Here is a 19,306-nt window from a genome sequence, read left to right on the forward strand (position 1 = left end):
TCATGCTTGCCGAATGTACATCCTGAAAAGCGGCATCAAGAAAGACCCCGTGCGTCGTTGGATGCTGCCCGACCGAATTTTCTTCGGGCATGGAGCATGCCATATTCTGGCCGGTACCTATCTGCTTCACCCGCCCGTCGCGGGTTTTTATGCGGAACGGATTGTTCCGGCGGATGGATTTCCTGGGGCGCATGTCTATGTGACGGATGGCACTGTCGCTTTCGACTACCATGGCTACAGCTTGCGAGCACGCCTGCTCGCCCATCACAAAAAGGGATGGTCCCGTCATCGCGCTGGCTGGACTTGCGAAATGGTAGCGGTCAATTTCGATCTGCTCGATACGCTGGAACTGAACCTCCGCAAAATGCTGGGGCCGGATCAGTATCTTCACGATCCAATCCCAAGGGCGCAGACGTTCATCAGAACGATCGACCATAACGACTGCTACGCGGACACTTGCGTTCCACGATAAGCGTCTGGTCTAACGATCGCATCACTCGCTGCTGGAGAGAAACGCGTCGATCATCTTGACGGTGGCATCCGGCTGTTCTTCCATCAGCCAGTGGCCGGCATCGGCGATTACGCCTTCGCTGACCTGCGTGGCTGCGGTGCGCATGACTGCCGCCATGCCCGGCCCGAAGGACTTTTCACCGCCAACGGCCAGAATGGTCATTTCCAGTTTTGCGCCCGTGGCTGCCCAGGCGCGGTTGTCGATCGCATCCTGGTCGAAGGCCGCGAACTGGGCGAAGCCTGAGTGCATGGCGCCGGGCAAGGCATAGAGGGCGGCATAGTGTTTGCGTGATGCTTCGTCGAACCGCTTTGGGTCGGCGGAAAATTCGTTCCAGAACCGGTCCAGATAGAGCCGCTCGCGCCCGGCGACGAGACGCTCCATGTCCGGCCCCCCGAAGCGGAAATGCCAGAGAAGCGGGTTTTTCAGGATCTCGTCCCATGGGCCGATGCCGGGAACGGGCGCATCGAGCAGCGCGAAGCGGGTCACGCGGGCGGGTTGCTGCGTCGCGAGGGCGAAGCCCACCATGTTGCCGATATCGTGCGTGACCAGCGAGAAACGATCAATGTGCAGTCCGTTCAGAATGGTGGCCAGGTCGCGGGCCTGGCTTGCCTTGTCGAAGCCGCCTTCGGGGTGTGATGACAGACCCATGCCGCGAAGATCGGGAACGATGACCAGATGATCCATCTCGAGCTTTGCAGCGAGCGGCGCCCACATGTCGCCGGTTTCGCCGTAGCCATGTAGCAGAACGACGGCAGGTCCCTTGCCGCCAATCCGGAGATGGATGTCTACGTTGCCGACATGGACAGTTTGGGTCCTGAAGGTGGATGGAAACGGCGGAACGTCTGCAAGGACCGGCGTCGCAAGCAGAATCGTGGATACGATAACGCGAAAAAGCAGGTTCATGCGGGCACTCCGATAAAAGAGATCAGCTAGGCCATGCACGTCTGAACTGGGAATTTATGACTATGTAGCACGTTTTTTCACGAAGCTACCGGCGAGAGCTCGCGCTCGTGTCAAAGACCTACTGGGTCGTGAGCCGGTAGTCGTCGATCCGACCGGCCGGGGCGGGCTCGAGTTCGCCGCGTTTGACCAGTTTGTCGCGCGGCGTTTCCGTCAGACGGGCCGGTGGCGCATTGCCGCCCAGAAGCTCCTGGCCGCCGTCCAGCTCCGGGTCAACCAGGCTGATCGGCCGTACGGGCACTTCGGGGTTGGCAGGAGATTCGAGCGTCTGGAGCGGCGGGAGGGTGCTGCTGTCGAATTTTGCGAGATCGGGGCTTGCCATGTCGCCCAGATGCCGGCGCAGGACCTTGTCGACATAGAAGGCGAGCTTTTCCTTGCCGGGCTTGGTGAGCGTGATGCCGTCGGAATTGCGCAGGCGTACCTGCTGTCCGTTGACGTCCGAGCCAGTCAGGACGAACCTGCCGTCCTCGTCGACGAAGCCGTCCCAGATGTCGACGAATTCGCCGCCGACCTTCTCCACCTGTCCCCGATAAAGCGTGTTGAGCGTGACCGCGTCCGCCATCATCGATGGCGACTGGAACGCCGGCAGGCCGACCCAAAGCAGCGTCAGCTTGCGCTGCGCGATCATGCCGGCAAGCTCCGCGACACGGGTTTCATATTGTTTGAACCAGGCATCCGTGCGGAATTTCTCGCGGCCGCTGGCGGTGTCCATTTGCTGGCGGTCGTTGGCACCCAGCATGACGACCACGATCGCGGGTTTGGCCTCGTCGAGAATAGCCGGCAGTTGGCCAAGCCAGTCGTAATGGTCGTCGCGCACCAGGCCGGAGGATCCGTCGCTGCGGCTGATGATCGAAACCCCCGGGGAGGTCGCAAACGTCGTTTCCAGCTCACCCCCGATATTGCCGGCGAGAAAATCGCCGATAACGAGTATTTTCTTGGCGGTTTCCAGTTTGGCGACGGGTTCGGCCTGGGGCTGAAAGGGTATCGGCGCCGTCCTCGCGCGGGGAACCGCAGCCTGCGGAGTGGCACGGCTTCTTTGCCGGCGTGGCGCCATCTCGATGATCGATCCATCCTGCCGGTCATATCGCCGGGTCGGACGTTCGTAGCGTTCATATCGCTCTGTGCGCGGCGCACCGAACAGCATGTTGAACAGGTTGCGCCGATCGCCGCCGTCCTGGGCAAACGAAACGGTTGATGGCAGCGACAGCATGAGGCTGGTCGCTACCATGAATACCGTCCGGACCAGGCGTCGGTTTGGCCTGTTGTGGCGCAAGAGCTTCATCGTTTTCATGCCTTTTGGCCGCACCGTTCACGATGCGGCGCATCGCATGCTAGCCTCAACGGATCGCCTTGAGAAGAGAATGCGACGGCTCACCATCCGGCTGCATGCCGAGACGCTTCTGGATGGCGGAGATCGCGGCCTTCGAGCCGGAGCCGAAATTGCCGTCCACTTCGCCTTCGTAATAGCCGAGTTCCTTCATGCGGCTCTGCAGCTCGAACTTCTCCTTGATGTCGAGCGTGCCGTTGGGGCGCGGCCACGACTGCTGTACACCGCCGAAACCGGCGATCTCGTCGGCGAGAAGACCGACCGCGAGCGCGTAGCTGTCGGCTGCGTTGTAGCGCTTGATGGTGAAGAAGTTGGAGAGCATCAGGTAGGCTGGACCGTTCGCGCCGGCCATCAGCTTCAATGTCGCGCGGTCTGCTCCGCGCGGAAAACCCTTGCCGTTCGGACGCTGGAAGCCAAGTGCCGCCCACTGTGCCAGGGTCTTGCTCTGGCCTTCGTATTTTGCGGCGCCTGCAGGAAGCACGGATTCGTAGCCCCAGGTCTTGCCGGCAGTCCAGCCGTTCTTGGCCAGGAGGTTGGCGGAGGTCGCCAGCGCATCGGGAACCGAATGCCAGATGTCGCGCTTGCCGTTGCCATCAGCGTCGACCGCATAGAGCAGGTAGCTCGTCGGGATGAACTGGGTATGGCCCATCGCGCCTGCCCAGGAACCGGTCAGCTGCTTGGGGGATACGTCGCCTGCCTGAAGAATCTTCAAGGCGGCGATCAGCTGGTTGCGCGCGAACTTGCCGCGCTTCGGATCGCCCCAGCCGAGCGTCGCCAGTGCCTGCGGCACGTGGTGCAGACGTTCGGGGTTTTCCAGAGCTGCGCCATAGTTGGATTCCATCGACCAGATGGCGAGGAGAATGTTTCTGTCGACACCGAAATGCCGCTCCACGGCGTTCAGCGTCGCGCCATGGCGGGCAGCCATTTCGCGGCCGATCTTGACCGTGTAGGGATTGACGCGGCTGTCGAGATAATCCCAGATTTTCGACTTGAATTCCGGCTGGTACTCGGCCTTGCGCAGGACTTCCTGATCGGGACCGCTGATGCCTGCAAAGGCGCGATCATAGGTCGAGCGACTGATTCCGCTTTTGGCAGCAGTCGAATAGAAATTTGCAACCCACGTCTTGAAACCGGCATCGGCGCGGGCATCTATCGCGCAGGTCGATATGGCAAGGCCGGCGACAAGCGAGAAGATCGTTGCGCGGAAGCGATTGGGGCTGATTTTTTTCATCGGCAGTCGGTCCATTTTTATTCTGGCCATCATGGCGAGATCGGGATGCGGCTCAACGATGTGATAACAGGATAGGGTCAACAAATTCTTTACCATGAAACGCGCGGCCGGGGCAGATCTTTGCTAAAAGGTAGCAAATGTTTATTACAGCCGACAAAAGACCCGAAACCGCACAGCGAAATGCATCAGGAGGCATGAGTGTCACAAGAACGGAAAATTCGTAAAGCAGTCTTCCCTGTTGCGGGCCTCGGCACCCGCTTCCTGCCGGCCACAAAGGCTGTGCCAAAAGAAATGCTGACGGTCGTCGACAAGCCGGTCATCCAGTATGTGGTCGATGAAGCGGCGGAAGCCGGCATCGAACATTTCGTATTCGTGACCGGCCGTGGCAAAGGTGTGATCGAAGACTATTTCGATATTCAGTTCGAACTCGAGCAGATGCTGCGCGAGCGCAACAAGAATGCCGAACTGACGCTGCTCTCGCATATCCTGCCGAAGGCCGGTACGGCGAGCTTCACCCGCCAGCAGGTTCCGCTCGGTCTCGGTCACGCCGTATGGTGTGCGCGCGACATCGTCGGCAACGAACCCTTCGCGGTCCTGCTGCCGGATATGATCATGTCGTCGGAGAAGAGCTGCCTCAAGGGCATGGTCGAACTCTACGACCAGACCGGCGGCAACGTTCTCGCGGTCGAGGAATGCGATCCGGACCAGGCCCACAAATACGGTATCGTCGGCAAGGGTGAGACCGTCGGCGACGGTTTCAAGATCACCGAGATGGTCGAGAAGCCTGCCAAGGGTACGGCCCCTTCGAATTTCTTCATCAACGGCCGCTACATCCTGCAGCCGGAGATCTTCAAGATCCTGGAAACCCAGGAACGTGGCGCCGGCAACGAGATCCAGTTGACCGACGGCATGCTGGCGCTGGCCAAGAGCCAGGAATTTGCCGGCTACCACTTCAAGGGCGAGACCTACGACTGCGGCGCCAAGGACGGCTTCATCATGGCCAATATCGCCTTTGCCCTGCAGCGCCCGGACATTCGCCCGGCGATCGAAGAGCCGCTGAAGGCGCTCGTCTCGAAGCTGATGTAAGCCTATCCGTTACTGCAAAAGAAAACGCCCCCGCGAGACGATCGCGGGGGCGTTTTTCGTTTCAGGGATCCATGCCTTCGATCAGGCGGCCCTGTGACCCTTGAGGCCGTAGTAGGCGATGTAGAGGTAGCAGATCGCCGGCATCAGGAAGGCGAGGTGGATGCCGACCGTATCGGCCAGCATGCCCTGCACGACCGGCAGGATGGCACCGCCGACGATCGCCAGGCACAGGATGCCCGATCCCTGGCTGGTGTGGCGACCAAGACCCTTAAGTGCCAGGCTGAAGATGGTCGGGAACATGATCGAGTTGAACAGGCCGATGGCGAGAACCGACCACATTGCCAGCGAGCCGCCGGCAAACACCGTGAGCAGGATGAGCAGGATCGCAACACCGGCATTGAACGCCAGCGCCTTGCCGTCGTCGACGAAGCGCATGACATAGGCGCCGACGAAACGACCGATCATGGCGCCGCCCCAGAAATAGGCGACGTAATGGGCGGCTTCCGATTCCGGCATGCCGGCGATGCTTGGTTCTGCTAGGTAATTGACCAGGAACGAGCCGATCGACACTTCGGCACCGACATAGACGAACAGGCCGATCGCGCCGAGAACGAGGTGACGGTAGGCCCACGCGGAGCTACGTTCGCCGCCTTCAGCGACCGTCGTGTCTTCCGTTTCGACATGCGGCAGCTTCAGGGCTGCAAAGACGGCGGCCAGCACGAGGAAGGCGATTGCCAGAAGCATGTAAGGGAAGCGGACGGCATCGGCCTCTGCGAGGCGCAAGGCCTCGAGTTGTTCGCCGCTCGCGTTCTGGATGTCGCCGGTCGCGGCCGACAGGATGAGGAAGGCGCCGAAGAGCGGTGCGATCGTGGTTCCGAGCGAGTTGAAGGCCTGGGTCAGCGTCAGCCGGCTCGAGGCAGTTTCAGGGGCGCCCAGCTCCGTCACATAGGGATTGGCGGCAACCTGCAGAATGGTGACACCGCTTGCCAGAACAAACAGCGCGCCGAGAAACAGCGCATAGACGCGGTAGCTGGCAGCCGGGATGAACAGCGCACAGCCGATCGCTGCAATCAGCAGGCCGACGACGATGCCCCATTTGTAGCTGATGCGCTTCACAAGCGCGCCGGCCGGCAGCGACACGATGAAATAGGCGCCGAAGAAGCACAGCTGGATCATCATCGACTGGGTGTAGTTGAGCTGGAAGACGTTCTTCAGGTGCGGGATCAGAATGTCGTTCAGGCAGGTGATAAAGCCCCACATGAAAAACAGGGAAGTCAGGGCAACGAGAGCGAAGCGGTAATTGTTACCTGCCGTCGAACTTGTTGCTGTGCGCGGTGTGGTCGCGCTGTCTGTTGGAATTCCAGCCACGTTGAGCCTCTAATCTATCAGGATGTATCGATGGAGTGCATTAATGCTGCACTGCGACAATTCGTCGTGAGCGCTTATATGTTGCGCACAGTCCTGAGGGGAAGTGGGCGGAAGCCCGGGTGCAAGCTTTGTACAACGTGCATGGACGGCGTGATCGGCTGGAGAAGCCATGCGCTGGAGGAGTAGCTCGAGCAACGATTGCTGCAGTGCGGAAATAATTGTTCGCGGGAAGGTATGTTGGAGACAGAACCCATTCCGATCCCGGGCCGTTTAGCGCGGCTTCGTACTTTATGCCTATTGTGAAGGCACACATGTCGAAGCATTGGCGCCGAGTGGCGGCAGTACCGGGCTAGATATCACGGAAACGTGATTGCCTGATGGACGCTATCGCTTCAGAGTCAGCCCCATGCCCGCGCGAACGATGTTCTGTTCGGTGCCGCCCGTGGTTTTCTCGTATTCAACGTCGCTCGTGAGATCGAGATAGCGGTTGATCGCCCATGTTATCCCCGCGCCGGCAAGCCAGGTGACCTCGTCTTCGCTGCCGGAATCAAAGTTGCGGAACACGGTGCTGCCGCTCAGGCGTGCCACGACGCTGTCGCGCATCTCGTGCGCAAGCGCTGCGGTGAGCTCATACTCCACCCATCCGCCTTCGCCGGGCGTTGTGGAATCCTGGACTGTCGTGCGCAGACCGAGATTGACGTCGGTGCCGCGCTGTGGTGACCAGGTCGCATCGCCATCAAAGCTGATGCCACCGACATTCTTGAGGCGGTTATCCTCGTAGTCGACGACCTCATAGCCCGTTCCCAACTCGCCGCGCAGTTTCTCGCCGAAATCGAACTCGACGCCGGTGCGCGCGGCATAGGTCTGCGATGAGCGCTGATAGCCAGAAGCATCGCGCTTGCGATCGTAGAATGTGTGGCCCGATGCGATTTCCCCAAACGGGATGAGGGCAGGCGAAAGTTCATAGCCGAGGCGCAGTCGACCATCGATGCCGCTGCGATTGCGGTCTTTCGTGTTGAGCGTGCCGCCGTCCGCAAGCTTTGCCTCGGTATAGACATATCGAGAGCCGTTGACGGCGGCGAGTGCTCTGATCTTGCCGATGTCGCGACCGATCGAGGCCCCGGTCTGGAACAGGTGCACGCCGGACTGGACGTCGGCGCCACCGACGGCGTTCGGGTCGTCATTGTCCTCACGGGTAAAGCTGTAACCGCTGGTCAGATGCGCAACGGTATCGTCTGCGAGATCGAGACGCAGATCCGCGCTGATCTTGCCCTCCGGATCCTCGCCTTCCTTGCTCTTGGTGAAATTGTGCTCGATCGTGGTTTCGCCGGTAACTGTCAGCGCATGCCGTGACCAGTCGGAGGTCAGCGTTCCGCGAATCCCGGTTGCCGCGTAATTGCGCGTTTCCTTCGATCCGTTCTCGCGGGTGATTTCTGTGTTGATGCTCTGATTGATCGACGGGCGCAGCATGAACGTGCCGAGCCGGATGCCGGTCGGATCCACCTCTTGACGCGGAGCCTCCTGCGGATCGATTGCCTCGGGACCATCATCGAGCGGCTCGAGATCGGACGGACCGATCGGCTGGTTGAGATCGACTTCCGGCTCCTGAACACGCGCGGCCGCACTCTGTTGCGCCGTCGTATCGGCGGCCCGTTCGTCTCCGGCGACGGCGACTACGCCGGGAATCGTCCCGCCGACCGGTGCAGTCGGGGTGTTGCGGGTAATCGTCGATGTTCCGGCTGTTCCGACCTGGCTGCTGGGAATGGCTGGAAGCGCGCTGCCGCTGTCTGGAAAAAGGCTCTGCGAAACGGCAGCCGTCGGGAGGATCAGCGCCGAGCCGGCAAGCAGCAGTCCATACGCACGGCCGCGCAACGAAAGCGTCGTGGCTTTTGTCCTGCTGATAATCATCGGACTGCCCGGAAATCGGAAAAGCTGATCCAAAGGCAAAGTACAGCGTCGCTCCGCATCCACAGGTCCGTCCTGGCTAAGTGTATGCTTTGAAACACGAATGTCACCTTGTCGGATTTATCGCGAAGTATGCCTCGAAAGGGTTAGTTTATGGTTAACAGTTGGTGAAACCGGCCGCGTGGGGCTGCGCGACTGCCCTTCACGCTATCCGTCCACTCGCCAGGAGATGCCACTACATTTGCATGAACATTCCCAGCGCGCATGGATGGTCGCAGGGCACAAACGCCGGTTGCCCAAGGCTGGCGAATTCGCGCGTTTACGGTGATTTAACCAAGTCAAACGTGACATTTACACACATTGGATTTGTTGAAGCGCATTAAGAAAATGTATCTACAGTTCAAGTATAGAAACTTGATATCGGAGCAATTCCGTTCCGAGGGGGCGAGTCAGGGAAGAGTTATATGTCAATTCTTGCACGCATGATGAAGGATGAGTCGGGCGCGACTGCCATCGAATATGGCCTCATTGCCGCACTTATTTCCGTTGCTTTGATTGCCGGCGCAACAACGCTCGGCGGCGCTTTGAATAACCAGTTCAGCAACATAGCAGGAAAGCTCACCTGCGACGGAAGTGCCACCACTTGCTGATTGCAGTCTGCGAAATGCCATAGAAGGAGCCGTCTCGACATTCGAGGGGGCTCCGTTCGTCATCAGGCTGCAGTGTGCTGGGGGCCGTTGGACGTATTTATTCCGCGAATATCTTGGAACGCTGAGCGCGTCAGTGATGTACGCCAACAGCCGTGCGATTTCCCGTTGCCTGGTCCTTTCCTTGCTCAGCGACGCTCTAGCCAGCGACCGGTTTCGAAGATCGACGCATTGTTTTCTCGAAGTCCGCAATACTTGCTCAGCGGCTAATGCGATGGACTTGACCAGGAAAAAGCGCTAAGCCTGCGACATGATAAAGAGAGCGTTGCAGGCCGCAGAGGTCGATGTCATTGATTCCGCCCTGCGGACGATTGCCTTTGGAAAACAGGGCCTTGTAGCCCTTGATCATGCCCTTCAGAATGGCCTTGGCGGCCCGTTCCGCGCAGCGGCCGAGCTGATCGGCGGCATCAGCGGTCGTGTCATCGTGACCGGCATCGGCAAGAGCGGCCATATCGGCAAGAAGATCGCTGCAAGCTTTGCCTCGACAGGAACGCCGGCCTTCTTCGTGCATCCGGTCGAAGCAAACCACGGCGATCTCGGCATGATTGCGCCCGGCGATGTCGTGCTGGCGCTGTCCTGGAGCGGCGAGACCGCCGAGTTGCAGGGGATCGTATCGTTCACCCGTCGTTTTTCTATTCCTTTGATCGCACTCACGTCTGGTGAGGTCTCAGCGCTCGGCAGAGCGGCAGATGTCGTTCTGCTTCTGCCGAAGGAACAGGAAGCCTGTCCGCACGGACTGGCTCCAACCACCTCGACGCTGATGCAGCTTGCGATGGGCGATGCGCTTGCTGTTGCGCTGCTGGAAGCGCGCGGTTTTTCGGCAACCGATTTCCGCGTCTATCATCCTGGCGGCAAGCTCGGCGCCATGCTGTCGCATGTCAGCGACCTCATGCATGTCGGCGACAGCATTCCGTTGGTGCGCCAGGGCGTTCTGATGCCGGAAGCGGTGCAGGAACTGTCGCGCAAGCGGTTCGGTTGCGTCGGTGTTACCGATGATGAGGGCCGGCTTGTCGGCGTCGTCACCGATGGCGATATTGCGCGCCATCTCGATGTCGACCTGACGAAGATGCCCGTGGACGAGGTCATGACCGTGCGCCCGAAGACTGTCGGCAAGGATACGCTGGCGACTGCGGCTCTTGCGCTTCTCAACCAGTACAGTATCGGTGCACTTCTCGTCGTCGGCGAAGATCAGCGCCCGATCGGCATCGTCCATTTCCACGATCTGCTGCGCGTCGGCGTCGCCTGAAACCCATCTGAGTTTCAGGTGGGACGCAAGACGGTCGCGGTTGCTTCGACGCGAAGATCGCGGCCATTTGATTCGATGATCACCACCTGAGTGCCGGCTGGCAGGTCCGGCCCGATGATCGACCACCACGTATCATCAAGCCTGATCCGTCCGCGACCTTCCGCGATCGGCTCGTGCAGCGTTGCGGTGCGCCCGACGAGGCTTTCGCCACGCCGGTTGAGGTTCGGCTGATCGCTCTCGCCGCCACGGCCGGAATAGAAGCGACGCCCAACCACCGCCAATCCGACCGCTAGCACGGCAAACAGCAGAAGCTGCACCTGCCAGGTCCAGATGCCGGTATCCCAGAGTGCCAGAGACAGCGTGCCGATGATGATGGCAGCAAGCCCGATCCAGATCAGGAAGGCACCGGGAACGGCCAGTTCTGCTGCGAGCAGGACGAGGCCGAGGAGCCACCAGCTCCACGAGCCGAGGCTGCGTACCAGATCGATGATCATTGCAGCCTCATTTGTCGGAGGAGGGCGTATAGGGCGGGATGACAGCGGTCACGCTGGGCGTGCTGCGGGTGGTGCGCGAAGGCTGGCCGGGTTGCGTGCGGGGCGCTGCCGGGGCAGGGCCGTCGCCATTTCCGAAGACTTCCTTGGCGATGGCGCCGATGCCGCCGAGCGAACCGATCAGCGACGAGGCTTCAAGCGGCATCAGCACGATCTTGGAATTGTTCGCCTTGCCGATCTCGACCAGAGCTTCGGTATATTTCTGCGCCACGAAGTAGTTGATCGCCTGCACGTTGCCGGAGGCGATTGCTTCGGAGACGACCTGCGTCGCGCGCGCTTCGGCTTCTGCAAGACGCTCGCGCGCCTCGGCATCGCGGAACGCTGCTTCGCGCTCGCCTTCGGCCTGCAGCACGGCTGCCTGTTTCGCGCCCTCGGCCCGCAGGATCTGCGCATTGCGCGAGCCTTCGGCCTCGAGGATCTGGGCGCGCTTCTCGCGCTCCGCCTTCATCTGGCGGCCCATCGATTGCACGAGGTCTGCCGGCGGCTGGATGTCCTTGATCTCGACGCGGGTGACCTTGATGCCCCAGGGATGAACCGCCTGGTCGACGACGCGCAGCAGCCGTTCGTTGATGACTTCGCGGTTGGACAACAGCTCGTCGAGGTCCATCGAACCCATGACCGAGCGAATATTGGTCATCGTGAGGTTCTGGATGGCGAGCTGGAGATTGGTGATCTGGTAGGCGGCCTGCGCGGCGTTGAGCACCTGATAGAAGGCGACGGCATCGGCCGAAACGCTGGCATTGTCCCGGGTGATGACTTCCTGGGTGGGAATGTCGAGCACCTGTTCCATGACGTTCATCCGCGCGCCGATGCGCTCGATGAACGGTGTCAGGATATTGAGGCCCGGCTCCAGCGTGCGCGTGTAGCGGCCGAACCGCTCGACAGTGTAGTTATAGCCCTGCGGCACGGTCTTCACGAGGGCAAAGAGCAGCAGTATCGCGAGGATTACGATACCGATGACGAAATAGTCGAAACCGTCCAGGCTCATGAAGAGGCCTCCTGCCCAATAAATTGCGTTCGTTTCATACCCGACAACCCTAGAGATGTGCGGAGGTGTTCACAAGCGCATGTTCTTGCACTAGAAACCGCCGGACACACGGGTCGCAGCCTACCCCGACAAAACAAGGACCAAAACCATGAAGACCATCGTCGTCTGTTCCGGCGGACTGGATTCCGTTTCGCTTGCCCACAAGATTGATGCCGAGCAGGATTTGATCGGGCTCGTCTCGTTCGATTACGGCCAGCGACACAGGAAGGAACTCGACTATGCCGCGGCCTGTGCGCTGCGGCTGGGCGTACCTCACCAGATCATCGATATGCGCTCGATCGGTGCCCAGCTGACGGGATCGGCGCTGACGGACGATCTGGACGTGCCGGATGGTCATTACGCTGAGGAAACGATGCGGGTCACCGTCGTGCCGAACCGCAACGCGATCATGCTCGCGGTCGCGTTCGGCGTGGCGGCGGCCCAGAGCGCGGATGCGGTGGCGATTGCCGTCCATGGCGGCGACCATTTCATCTATCCCGATTGCCGGCCGGGCTTTATCGACGCGTTCCAGACGATGCAGGATCACGCGCTCGACGGATACGCCTCGGTGCGGCTGCTGGCGCCTTATGTGAATGGGTCGAAGGCCGATATCGTCACCGACGGCGCGAAGCATGGCACACCGTTCGGCGACACCTGGTCCTGCTACAAGGGTGGCGAAAACCATTGCGGCCGGTGCGGCACCTGCGTCGAGCGTCGCGAAGCGTTTCATCTCGCTGGCGTCGCGGATCCGACCGAGTATGAGGATGCCAATTTCTGGAAGGCTGCAACGGACGGGTTTCGCGCCGACGAAGTGCGGTAAGCGCTATTCGGCGTAGATCATCTTTTTCGTCATGCCGCCGTCGAGGGTCAGGACCTGGCCGGTCATGAAGCCGGCACCCGTCAGATAGAGGACGGCGGCGGCAATGTCCTTCGGGCGACCGACGCGGCCGACAGGGTGCTGTGCGTGGTCCTCGTCGCTCAGCTTCGTCTCATTGGTGATCCAGCCCGGCGCGATGGCATTGACCCGGATTTTCGGGCCAAGGCTGATCGCAAGTGCATGGGTGAAGGCGACCAATGCGCCCTTGGACGCGGCATAGGCTTCCGTATCCGGTTCCGACATGAAGGCGCGCGTCGACACCATGTTGACGATGGACCCACCTGATGACATCAGCGGCACCGCAGCGCGGGTCATCAGGAAGGCACCGGTGAGATGGCTATCGGTCACGCGGCGCCAGTCGGCCAGCGACAGTTGCGCAATCGGGCCATGGTTCGGGCTGGCGATGCCGGCATTGTTGACGAGCAGGTCGAGACTGTCCCAGCCGAGCAGCGCGAACGCTGCCTCGACCGAGGCTTCGTCGGAGACATCGCAGAGGACGGGCTGAACGCCCTTCGGGACATCAGCCGTTTCGCTGAAGTCGAACGAGGCGACCTCGAAACCGTGGTCGGCCAGTTCGGCGCAGATCCCGCTTCCGATCAGGCCGGCACCGCCGGTGACGATGGCTCGCTTCATCGCGATCTCCCTAAAGCTCAGACCCAGCCCTGCAACTCGCGGCGAACCACCGTCTCAAGCACGTTGATGCCGTCGACGCTGTCGTTGAGGCAGGGGATATGCACGAATTTCTCGCCGCCGTGATGCATGAAGATCTCGCCAGCCTCGCCGGCAATTTCCTCAAGCGTTTCCAGGCAGTCGGAGACGAAGCCGGGGTTCATGATGGCGACGCGCTTGATGCCTTCGGCGGCAAGCGTTTCCATCGTCTTGTCGGTATAGGGCTGCAGCCATTCCTCGGGTCCGAAGCGCGACTGGAAGGTCAGGCGCAACTGCTTCTCGGTATAGCCGAGCTCTTCGCGCAGCAACCGTGCGGTCTTGTAGCAGAAACAGTGATAGGGGTCGCCCGCCTTGAAGTAGGACTGCGGAATGCCGTGGAACGAGGTGATCAGCAGCTGCGGTTCCCACTCGAGCGTCGACAGCGTCTGGCGAACGGAATTGGCCAGCGCCACGATATAGGCGGGGTCATCGTGATAGGTTGGCACCGTGCGCAAGGCCGGCTGCCAGCGCTGCTTCATCAGGTATTCGAACGCCTTGTCGTTGACGGTCGCCGTCGTTGCAGCCGCGTATTGCGGGTAAAGCGGAAACAGCAGGATCCGGTCGCAGCCCTGCGCCTTCAGCGCATCCATGCGCTCGGCGATCGAGGGCTTGCCGTAGCGCATGCCCCAGTCGACCACGACGTTCGGCAGATCGGCCAGCCGTTCGGCCATTTTCTCGCCCTGGCTGCGGGTGTAGGTGCGCAGATAGCTCTCGTCGAGATCCTTGTTCCAGATCTCCTCATAGGCCTTGCCGACCTTCTGCGGGCGCTTGTTGAGGACGATGCCGTAGAGGATCGGATACCAGAACAGCCGCGACCATTCGATCACGCGCTTGTCGGACAGGAATTCGGCGAGATAACGCCGCATCGACCAGTAGTCCGTGCCGTCGGGCGTGCCGAGATTGACGAGCAGGACGCCAACTTTGCCGAAGGTAACCTTCGGATGACCGGTGGGCAGTTTTGAGGGCACGATATTCATGCGGTCACTTCCGATCGGGTTCGACCGCAGGATGCGGCCGGAGGATTGTCTGGCTCTATTTAGAAACAATCAACGGCCCGGGGAAGCCCCGAGCCGTCGGTTGCATCAGGACAAATTGTCCCGCTTTCGATTTTATCTGGCCGGCAGTTCCAGCTCCTTGCCGATCTGGATGACATCCGGGTTGCGAAGGCTATTGGCCTTGGAGATGTCCATCCACTTCTCGCCGTCGCCATAGGTGCTTTCGGCGATCTTCCACAGCGAGTCACCCTTGACCACGGTGTATTTGCTCGGGCCAGCAGGAGCCGGGGACGCCGTTGTAGCTGCCGGAGCCGGCGTGGCCGGTGCAGGGGTGGCCGGTGCCGGTGCGGCTGGTGCAGGTGCTGCCGGTTCCGTTGTCATGGGCACGGGAGCGGTTGGAGCGGCTGGTGCAGGAGCCGGTGCTGCTGGTGCGGGGGTCGCAGGTGCCGGGGTTGCCGGTGCCGCTGGCGCAGGAGTGGCCGGAGCAGGAGTAGCAGGAGTGGCCGGTGCAGGGGTAGCCGGGGCAGCGGGGGCAGGAGTGGCAGGAGCCTGGGCCGTCGTTGCCGGTGCAGCCGGTGCAGGAGTTGTAGCAGGCGCCGGAGCAGGCGTTGCAGCCGGTGCCGGTGCCGGGGCGGCAGCTGCCTTCGGTAACGGCTTGTAGTCTGCCGGTGTCAGGTCGGTGATGCGGCCATCGGTATAGGGCTTGTAGGGGCTGTTGGCCGAGATGTAGTCGGCAACGGCGTTTTCGAGGTTGGGTCCGAAGTCGTAGGCGTTGACGGCCGCGGTGTTGAAGATCTTGTAGCCGTCGCCGCCGGTGCGGACGTAGTTGTTGGTAACGACGCCGTATGTCTTGTTCGGGTCGATCGGAACGAAGGCCTCGCCTTCCTTGACCTGAACGTCGCTGATGCGGCTGCCGCTCGACTTCGACCGGTCGAAGGAGAACTTCATGCCTGCCACCTGCGGGAAGCGACCGGCGCCGTCGTCGATCTGGCTGACGCCGTTTTCAAGGGCGGTGACGACATCCGAGCCTTTCAGCTGGAAGGTTGCGATCGTGTTCTGGAACGGCAGGACGGTAAGGATTTCGCCCATCGTCACTTCGCCGGAATCGATCGAGGCACGCAGGCCGCCGCCGTTCTGGATGGAGAGCGTGATGCCCTGATCCTTGACGCGGTCAAGCTGTGCATCGGCAAGCAGGTTGCCCATCGTGCATTCCTTGGCGCGGCAGTTGAGGCGATCGCCATCGATGACGCCTTCGGTCGAGCCGACGACCTTCTTCTTGATCTCTTCGAGCGGGCCGCCGAGTTCCTTGACCTTGGCGACAAACGCCGCGTCCTGCGGAACGCTGGAATCGAGCAGCTTCGGTGCCCCCGCTGAAGACCTCACGACGCCGTTGTCATCAAACACGACGGAGAGATCACCGAGATACTTGGAGTAGGCGTAGGAGGTCACGATCGGAATATCGACGCCGGCAGGGCTTTTGACAATGGTCGGGTAGGGGCCGGATGCCTTGGGGTCGGTACTCGACAGGAAGGTGTGGCTGTGGCCGCCGACGATCACGTCGATGCCGGCAACGGCTGCCGCGATTTCCTTGTCCTTGACGTAGCCGACATGGGACAGGAGCACGATCTTGTTGATGCCCTGCGACTGGAGATCAGCCACGGCATTCTTCACATAGGTGATCTCTTCCTCGAAGGTGATGTCGGGACCAGGCGAAGAGGTTTCGCTCGTATCTTTCGCGAGAACGGAGACGATGGCAACACGCTGGCCGCCGAAATCCTTGATCACGTAACCCTTGTACTTGTCGGCCAGCGGTGTTCCAGCCTTGGCGATGGTATTGCCGGAAATGATCGGAAACTTCAGCGCGGTAATGAACTTCAGCAGTTCCTGCGGGCCGTCGTCGAACTCGTGGTTGCCGATCGCCATCGCATCGAAGCCGATGCCGTTCATGAATTCGGCAACGGGCGCGCTCTTGTAGGTGCTGTAAAACAGCGATCCCTGGAACTGGTCGCCGGCATCTAGAACGAGAACGTTCTTGCCCTGCAATTCGCTGCGGCGGGCGTCGATGGCCGACTTCACGCGCGCGATGCCACCGAAGCATTCGTTCTTTTCGGTCTCGGCCGGCGTGCAGGTGGAATCGTATTTGTTGATCGGCTCGATACGGGAATGCAGGTCGTTGATGTGGAGAATGTTGAGTTCGAAGTCGGCCATCGCGACGCCGCTCGAAAGGGCAATGACCGATGCGGTCACGATCCCCAATCCGATAGTTCTCATCATCATCTCTCTCCTTTTATGATTGCGCGCGTGTGGGCGTGCATGTTCCCGATTTTTGTATCACGCCATGGTGACGATCGTTGTGCAGCGCATGTTTTCACCAAGCAAAACTGGTTTCAAGGTAAATGTGACAAGGCCAGAGCTATTCGCCCTCGCGCACAACGCGAAAGGCCCCGCATCAAGCGAGGCCCTCCCTAACTCTGGAATGACTGTGAAGCTGGGCGATCAGCTGCGGCGGGCGAGCGAAAACTGCGCACCGCTATCCTGCGTGCAGTTCAGCTGGCTCTGGGTGACCAACGAGCAGTTGACGCGCGACTGCGTCTTGCGCACGAGCGAGGTCATGTTGATCTCGACCAGCGTCGGCGAGAGCTTGTTATAGGTGCCGGAGGCGAGAAGCGCGTTGCTGTCGCTTGCACGGGTGTTGAACGTGCCCGCCTGGAAGGTGGAGACGATACCGTTCGGATCGACCCATGCGCCCTCGACGCCCTGCGGCTGCACTGGTGCTGATACCATGCGTGGCGGCGGAGAAGAGACGCAGGCCGTGAGGCTGGCTGCCGCAATGAGCACGAGGCCCGTTTTGAAGTTCATGATCTGTCTCCCGCGATTCGGTCCGGCTTGTGGTCTGCAACCATGCCTTCTGGAGCCTATGTAAAGCAAGACTGCGGATTGGGAAGACTGGGGACAGGCAGGAGTTTTCGCTTTGTGAAGAACGGGCGCGGGTGTGGCTTTTATACGCTCCAGCCGGTTCTTCCCGTCATGGCCTGGGAGAGGCCGCAAGTTGCCGCCGCAAGGCGCGATCGAGGCGGGGTTCCGCTCCGCGCAAGCGGGAGAGGGGGTGGGGCCCGCGGCTGACGCGAGCCCCCTCATTGATTCCTAGCGAACCAGGATGTTCTTGAACTGCCAGGCGTCCTTTTCGTCGATGTCTTCCGGGAACAGACCCGGGCGACCTTCGAGCGGGGTCCAGTCGGTGTAGTGGCCTTCGACCGGGCCGAGATACGGCATCTGCACTTCGAGGCAGCGCTTGTAATCCACCTCGTCGGCTTCGACGATGCCGGCCTTCGGGTTTTCGAGTGCCCAGACCATGCCGGCGAGAACCGCCGAAGTTACCTGCAGGCCGGTTGCGTTCTGGTAAGGCGCGATGCGGCGGGTTTCTTCCAGCGACAGGCGCGAGCCGTACCAGTAGGCGTTCTTCTCGTGACCGTAGAGCAGCACGCCGAGTTCATCGACACCGTCTTCCAGTTCATGCTCGTCGAGCACGTGCAGGACGGGCTGCTGAGTGCCGCCATTGCCGAACATTTCGTGCAGCGACAGAACCGCGTCATTGGCCGGGTGATAGGCATAGTGGCAGGTCGGACGGTAGACGACTTCGCCGTCCTTTTCGACGGTGAAATAGTCGGCGATCGAGATCGACTCGTTGTGGGTGACGAGGAAACCGTATTGCGGACCCGGCGTCGGGCACCAGGTGCGAACGCGGGTGTTGGCGCCCGGCTGTTCGAGATAGATCGCGGCCTGGCAGCCCTTCTTGTGCTTCTTGGCGTTCTTCGGCATCCAGTTTTCGTGGGTGCCCCAACCGAGTTCGGCCGGCTGCAGACCTTCCGAGATGAAGCCTTCGACCGACCAGGTGTTCCAGAACACGTTGAGCGGCTTGGGGTTCTTGGTGCGCTGGGTGTCGCGCTCGGCAATGTGGACGCCCTTGACGCCCAGCTTCTTCATCAGCTTCGCCCAGCCTTCGCGGTCGTGCTGGTCCGGCTCGTCGAATTTGAGGCCGGTGTCATTGGCAAGGTTGACCAGCGCCTGCTTGACGAACCAGGAAACCATGCCCGGGTTTGCGCCGCAGGTGGAAACGGCCGTGGTGCCGCCCGGGTTCTTCTTCTTCTCGTGGCGCACGGTCTCGCGCAGCGCATAGTTGGTGCGCTCGGAGTTCTTCATGCTCTTGTCGAAATAGAAGCCGAGCCAGGGTTCGACGACGGTGTCGATATAAAGGACGTCAAGCTTGCGGCACATCTTCATCAGATCGAGCGAGCCCGTGTCGACCGACAGGTTGACGCAGAAGCCCTGGCCTTCGCCTTCGGTCAGAAGCGGCTTCAGCAGCTCCTTGTAGTTTTCCTTGGTGACATGGTCCTTGATGTGACGGATGCCGTGCTTCTTGAGGATCTCCATGTCGGAGGGCTCTTCGCGCGGGTCGATAACCACCATCCGGCTCTTGTCGAACTTGAAATGGCGTTCGATCAACGGCAGCGTGCCGCGGCCGATCGATCCGAAACCGATCATCACGATCGGACCGGTGATTTCGCCATATACCGGATAGGTCTCGTCTTTCATCGTATTCTCCCTATGGGTCGACTGCTCTTCCACCGCCGCAGCCTGCGTTTTGCAGGCGTAACGGACCCGTGTGACATGCATCTGATGCCCGGCCTAGATCACAAAATTTCGTCACAATAAAGGGGTCGCGTTTGAGGCCTACGCTGGAATAACGGTCCCGAGGTTGTTTTCGCCCGACCGGCGCGCCGGGCGCCCAAAATGTGGTTTCCGCTCG

General features: G+C 60.8%; 17 protein-coding genes. 5 read left to right on the forward strand and 12 right to left on the reverse strand.

What is annotated here, in order from left to right:
• The first annotated feature begins 13 nt into the window (after positions 1–13).
• Positions 14–472, forward strand: a complete 459-nt coding sequence (locus IFT59_RS23050; RefSeq protein ID WP_249407466.1) for a hypothetical protein — start codon at positions 14–16, stop codon at positions 470–472.
• Between the two features lie 21 nt (positions 473–493).
• On the opposite strand, the gene IFT59_RS02815 is transcribed toward IFT59_RS23050, so the two are convergent.
• The 3 genes from IFT59_RS02815 to IFT59_RS02825 form a co-directional block, all read right to left on the reverse strand.
• Positions 494–1,414: an alpha/beta fold hydrolase gene (locus IFT59_RS02815; RefSeq protein WP_192086038.1), complete on the reverse strand. Its 921-nt coding sequence runs from the start codon at positions 1,412–1,414 to the stop codon at positions 494–496.
• A gap of 118 nt (positions 1,415–1,532) precedes the next feature.
• A complete protein-coding gene (locus IFT59_RS02820) occupies positions 1,533–2,699 on the reverse strand; it encodes an SGNH/GDSL hydrolase family protein (RefSeq protein ID WP_113109917.1) in 1,167 nt (388 codons plus the stop codon).
• A gap of 109 nt (positions 2,700–2,808) precedes the next feature.
• On the reverse strand, positions 2,809–4,029 hold the full coding sequence (locus IFT59_RS02825; RefSeq protein ID WP_082472037.1) for a lytic murein transglycosylase: 1,221 nt from the start codon (positions 4,027–4,029) through the stop codon (positions 2,809–2,811).
• Between the two features lie 198 nt (positions 4,030–4,227).
• Between IFT59_RS02825 and galU the strand changes: the two genes are divergently transcribed.
• Positions 4,228–5,115 (forward strand): UTP--glucose-1-phosphate uridylyltransferase GalU, encoded by an 888-nt coding sequence (gene galU / locus IFT59_RS02830; RefSeq protein ID WP_062460958.1) that lies wholly within the window; start codon positions 4,228–4,230, stop codon positions 5,113–5,115.
• 81 nt (positions 5,116–5,196) lie between these two features.
• Here galU and fucP read toward each other — a convergent pair whose 3' ends face one another.
• A complete protein-coding gene (gene fucP / locus IFT59_RS02835) occupies positions 5,197–6,474 on the reverse strand; it encodes an L-fucose:H+ symporter permease (RefSeq protein ID WP_244474112.1) in 1,278 nt (425 codons plus the stop codon).
• 393 nt (positions 6,475–6,867) lie between these two features.
• On the reverse strand, positions 6,868–8,391 hold the full coding sequence (locus IFT59_RS02840; protein WP_192086039.1) for an outer membrane beta-barrel protein: 1,524 nt from the start codon (positions 8,389–8,391) through the stop codon (positions 6,868–6,870).
• A gap of 461 nt (positions 8,392–8,852) precedes the next feature.
• Between IFT59_RS02840 and IFT59_RS02845 the strand changes: the two genes are divergently transcribed.
• Complete coding sequence (locus IFT59_RS02845; protein ID WP_062460949.1) at positions 8,853–9,038, forward strand: Flp family type IVb pilin; 186 nt, start codon at positions 8,853–8,855, stop codon at positions 9,036–9,038.
• 307 nt (positions 9,039–9,345) lie between these two features.
• Positions 9,346–10,341: a KpsF/GutQ family sugar-phosphate isomerase gene (locus tag IFT59_RS02850; protein WP_062582344.1), complete on the forward strand. Its 996-nt coding sequence runs from the start codon at positions 9,346–9,348 to the stop codon at positions 10,339–10,341.
• A 14-nt stretch (positions 10,342–10,355) separates the two neighbouring features.
• Here the strand turns inward: IFT59_RS02850 and IFT59_RS02855 are convergent, their stop codons facing one another.
• Positions 10,356–10,835 (reverse strand): NfeD family protein, encoded by a 480-nt coding sequence (locus IFT59_RS02855; protein WP_192086040.1) that lies wholly within the window; start codon positions 10,833–10,835, stop codon positions 10,356–10,358.
• A 7-nt stretch (positions 10,836–10,842) separates the two neighbouring features.
• Positions 10,843–11,880: an SPFH domain-containing protein gene (locus IFT59_RS02860; RefSeq protein WP_092659823.1), complete on the reverse strand. Its 1,038-nt coding sequence runs from the start codon at positions 11,878–11,880 to the stop codon at positions 10,843–10,845.
• A gap of 148 nt (positions 11,881–12,028) precedes the next feature.
• Between IFT59_RS02860 and queC the strand changes: the two genes are divergently transcribed.
• Complete coding sequence (gene queC, locus IFT59_RS02865) at positions 12,029–12,739, forward strand: 7-cyano-7-deazaguanine synthase QueC (protein ID WP_192086041.1); 711 nt, start codon at positions 12,029–12,031, stop codon at positions 12,737–12,739.
• A gap of 3 nt (positions 12,740–12,742) precedes the next feature.
• On the opposite strand, the gene IFT59_RS02870 is transcribed toward queC, so the two are convergent.
• From IFT59_RS02870 to IFT59_RS02890, 5 genes are all read right to left on the reverse strand, one after another.
• Positions 12,743–13,429: an SDR family oxidoreductase gene (locus tag IFT59_RS02870; RefSeq protein WP_192086042.1), complete on the reverse strand. Its 687-nt coding sequence runs from the start codon at positions 13,427–13,429 to the stop codon at positions 12,743–12,745.
• 17 nt (positions 13,430–13,446) lie between these two features.
• Complete coding sequence (hemH, locus tag IFT59_RS02875; protein ID WP_062460932.1) at positions 13,447–14,481, reverse strand: ferrochelatase; 1,035 nt, start codon at positions 14,479–14,481, stop codon at positions 13,447–13,449.
• Positions 14,482–14,613: 132 nt separating this feature from the next.
• Positions 14,614–16,773, reverse strand: a complete 2,160-nt coding sequence (locus IFT59_RS02880) for a 5'-nucleotidase C-terminal domain-containing protein (protein ID WP_192086043.1) — start codon at positions 16,771–16,773, stop codon at positions 14,614–14,616.
• A 222-nt stretch (positions 16,774–16,995) separates the two neighbouring features.
• Complete coding sequence (gene omp10 / locus IFT59_RS02885) at positions 16,996–17,358, reverse strand: outer membrane lipoprotein Omp10 (protein WP_062460929.1); 363 nt, start codon at positions 17,356–17,358, stop codon at positions 16,996–16,998.
• A 285-nt stretch (positions 17,359–17,643) separates the two neighbouring features.
• Positions 17,644–19,092, reverse strand: coding sequence for a homospermidine synthase (locus IFT59_RS02890; protein WP_092659833.1), 1,449 nt, complete (start codon positions 19,090–19,092; stop codon positions 17,644–17,646).
• Positions 19,093–19,306: the final 214 nt, after the last annotated feature.

This window comes from Rhizobium sp. CFBP 8752, assembly GCF_014842035.1.
In the GTDB taxonomy this organism is placed as follows: Bacteria; Pseudomonadota; Alphaproteobacteria; order Rhizobiales; family Rhizobiaceae; genus Neorhizobium; species Neorhizobium soli.

What these genes read in the sequence shown, in the direction of transcription:
- IFT59_RS23050 (WP_249407466.1), top strand. Translation starts at nt 14, where the DNA reads ATGTACATCCTGAAAAGCGGCATCAAGAAAGACCCCGTGCGTCGTTGG.
- IFT59_RS02815 (WP_192086038.1), bottom strand. Translation starts at nt 1,414, where the DNA reads ATGAACCTGCTTTTTCGCGTTATCGTATCCACGATTCTGCTTGCGACG.
- IFT59_RS02820 (WP_113109917.1), bottom strand. Translation starts at nt 2,699, where the DNA reads ATGGTAGCGACCAGCCTCATGCTGTCGCTGCCATCAACCGTTTCGTTT.
- IFT59_RS02825 (WP_082472037.1), bottom strand. Translation starts at nt 4,029, where the DNA reads ATGAAAAAAATCAGCCCCAATCGCTTCCGCGCAACGATCTTCTCGCTT.
- IFT59_RS02840 (WP_192086039.1), bottom strand. Translation starts at nt 8,391, where the DNA reads ATGATTATCAGCAGGACAAAAGCCACGACGCTTTCGTTGCGCGGCCGT.
- IFT59_RS02845 (WP_062460949.1), top strand. Translation starts at nt 8,853, where the DNA reads ATGTCAATTCTTGCACGCATGATGAAGGATGAGTCGGGCGCGACTGCC.
- IFT59_RS02850 (WP_062582344.1), top strand. Translation starts at nt 9,346, where the DNA reads ATGATAAAGAGAGCGTTGCAGGCCGCAGAGGTCGATGTCATTGATTCC.
- IFT59_RS02855 (WP_192086040.1), bottom strand. Translation starts at nt 10,835, where the DNA reads ATGATCATCGATCTGGTACGCAGCCTCGGCTCGTGGAGCTGGTGGCTC.
- IFT59_RS02860 (WP_092659823.1), bottom strand. Translation starts at nt 11,880, where the DNA reads ATGAGCCTGGACGGTTTCGACTATTTCGTCATCGGTATCGTAATCCTC.
- queC (WP_192086041.1), top strand. Translation starts at nt 12,029, where the DNA reads ATGAAGACCATCGTCGTCTGTTCCGGCGGACTGGATTCCGTTTCGCTT.
- IFT59_RS02870 (WP_192086042.1), bottom strand. Translation starts at nt 13,429, where the DNA reads ATGAAGCGAGCCATCGTCACCGGCGGTGCCGGCCTGATCGGAAGCGGG.
- hemH (WP_062460932.1), bottom strand. Translation starts at nt 14,481, where the DNA reads ATGAATATCGTGCCCTCAAAACTGCCCACCGGTCATCCGAAGGTTACC.
- IFT59_RS02880 (WP_192086043.1), bottom strand. Translation starts at nt 16,773, where the DNA reads ATGATGAGAACTATCGGATTGGGGATCGTGACCGCATCGGTCATTGCC.
- omp10 (WP_062460929.1), bottom strand. Translation starts at nt 17,358, where the DNA reads ATGAACTTCAAAACGGGCCTCGTGCTCATTGCGGCAGCCAGCCTCACG.
- IFT59_RS02890 (WP_092659833.1), bottom strand. Translation starts at nt 19,092, where the DNA reads ATGAAAGACGAGACCTATCCGGTATATGGCGAAATCACCGGTCCGATC.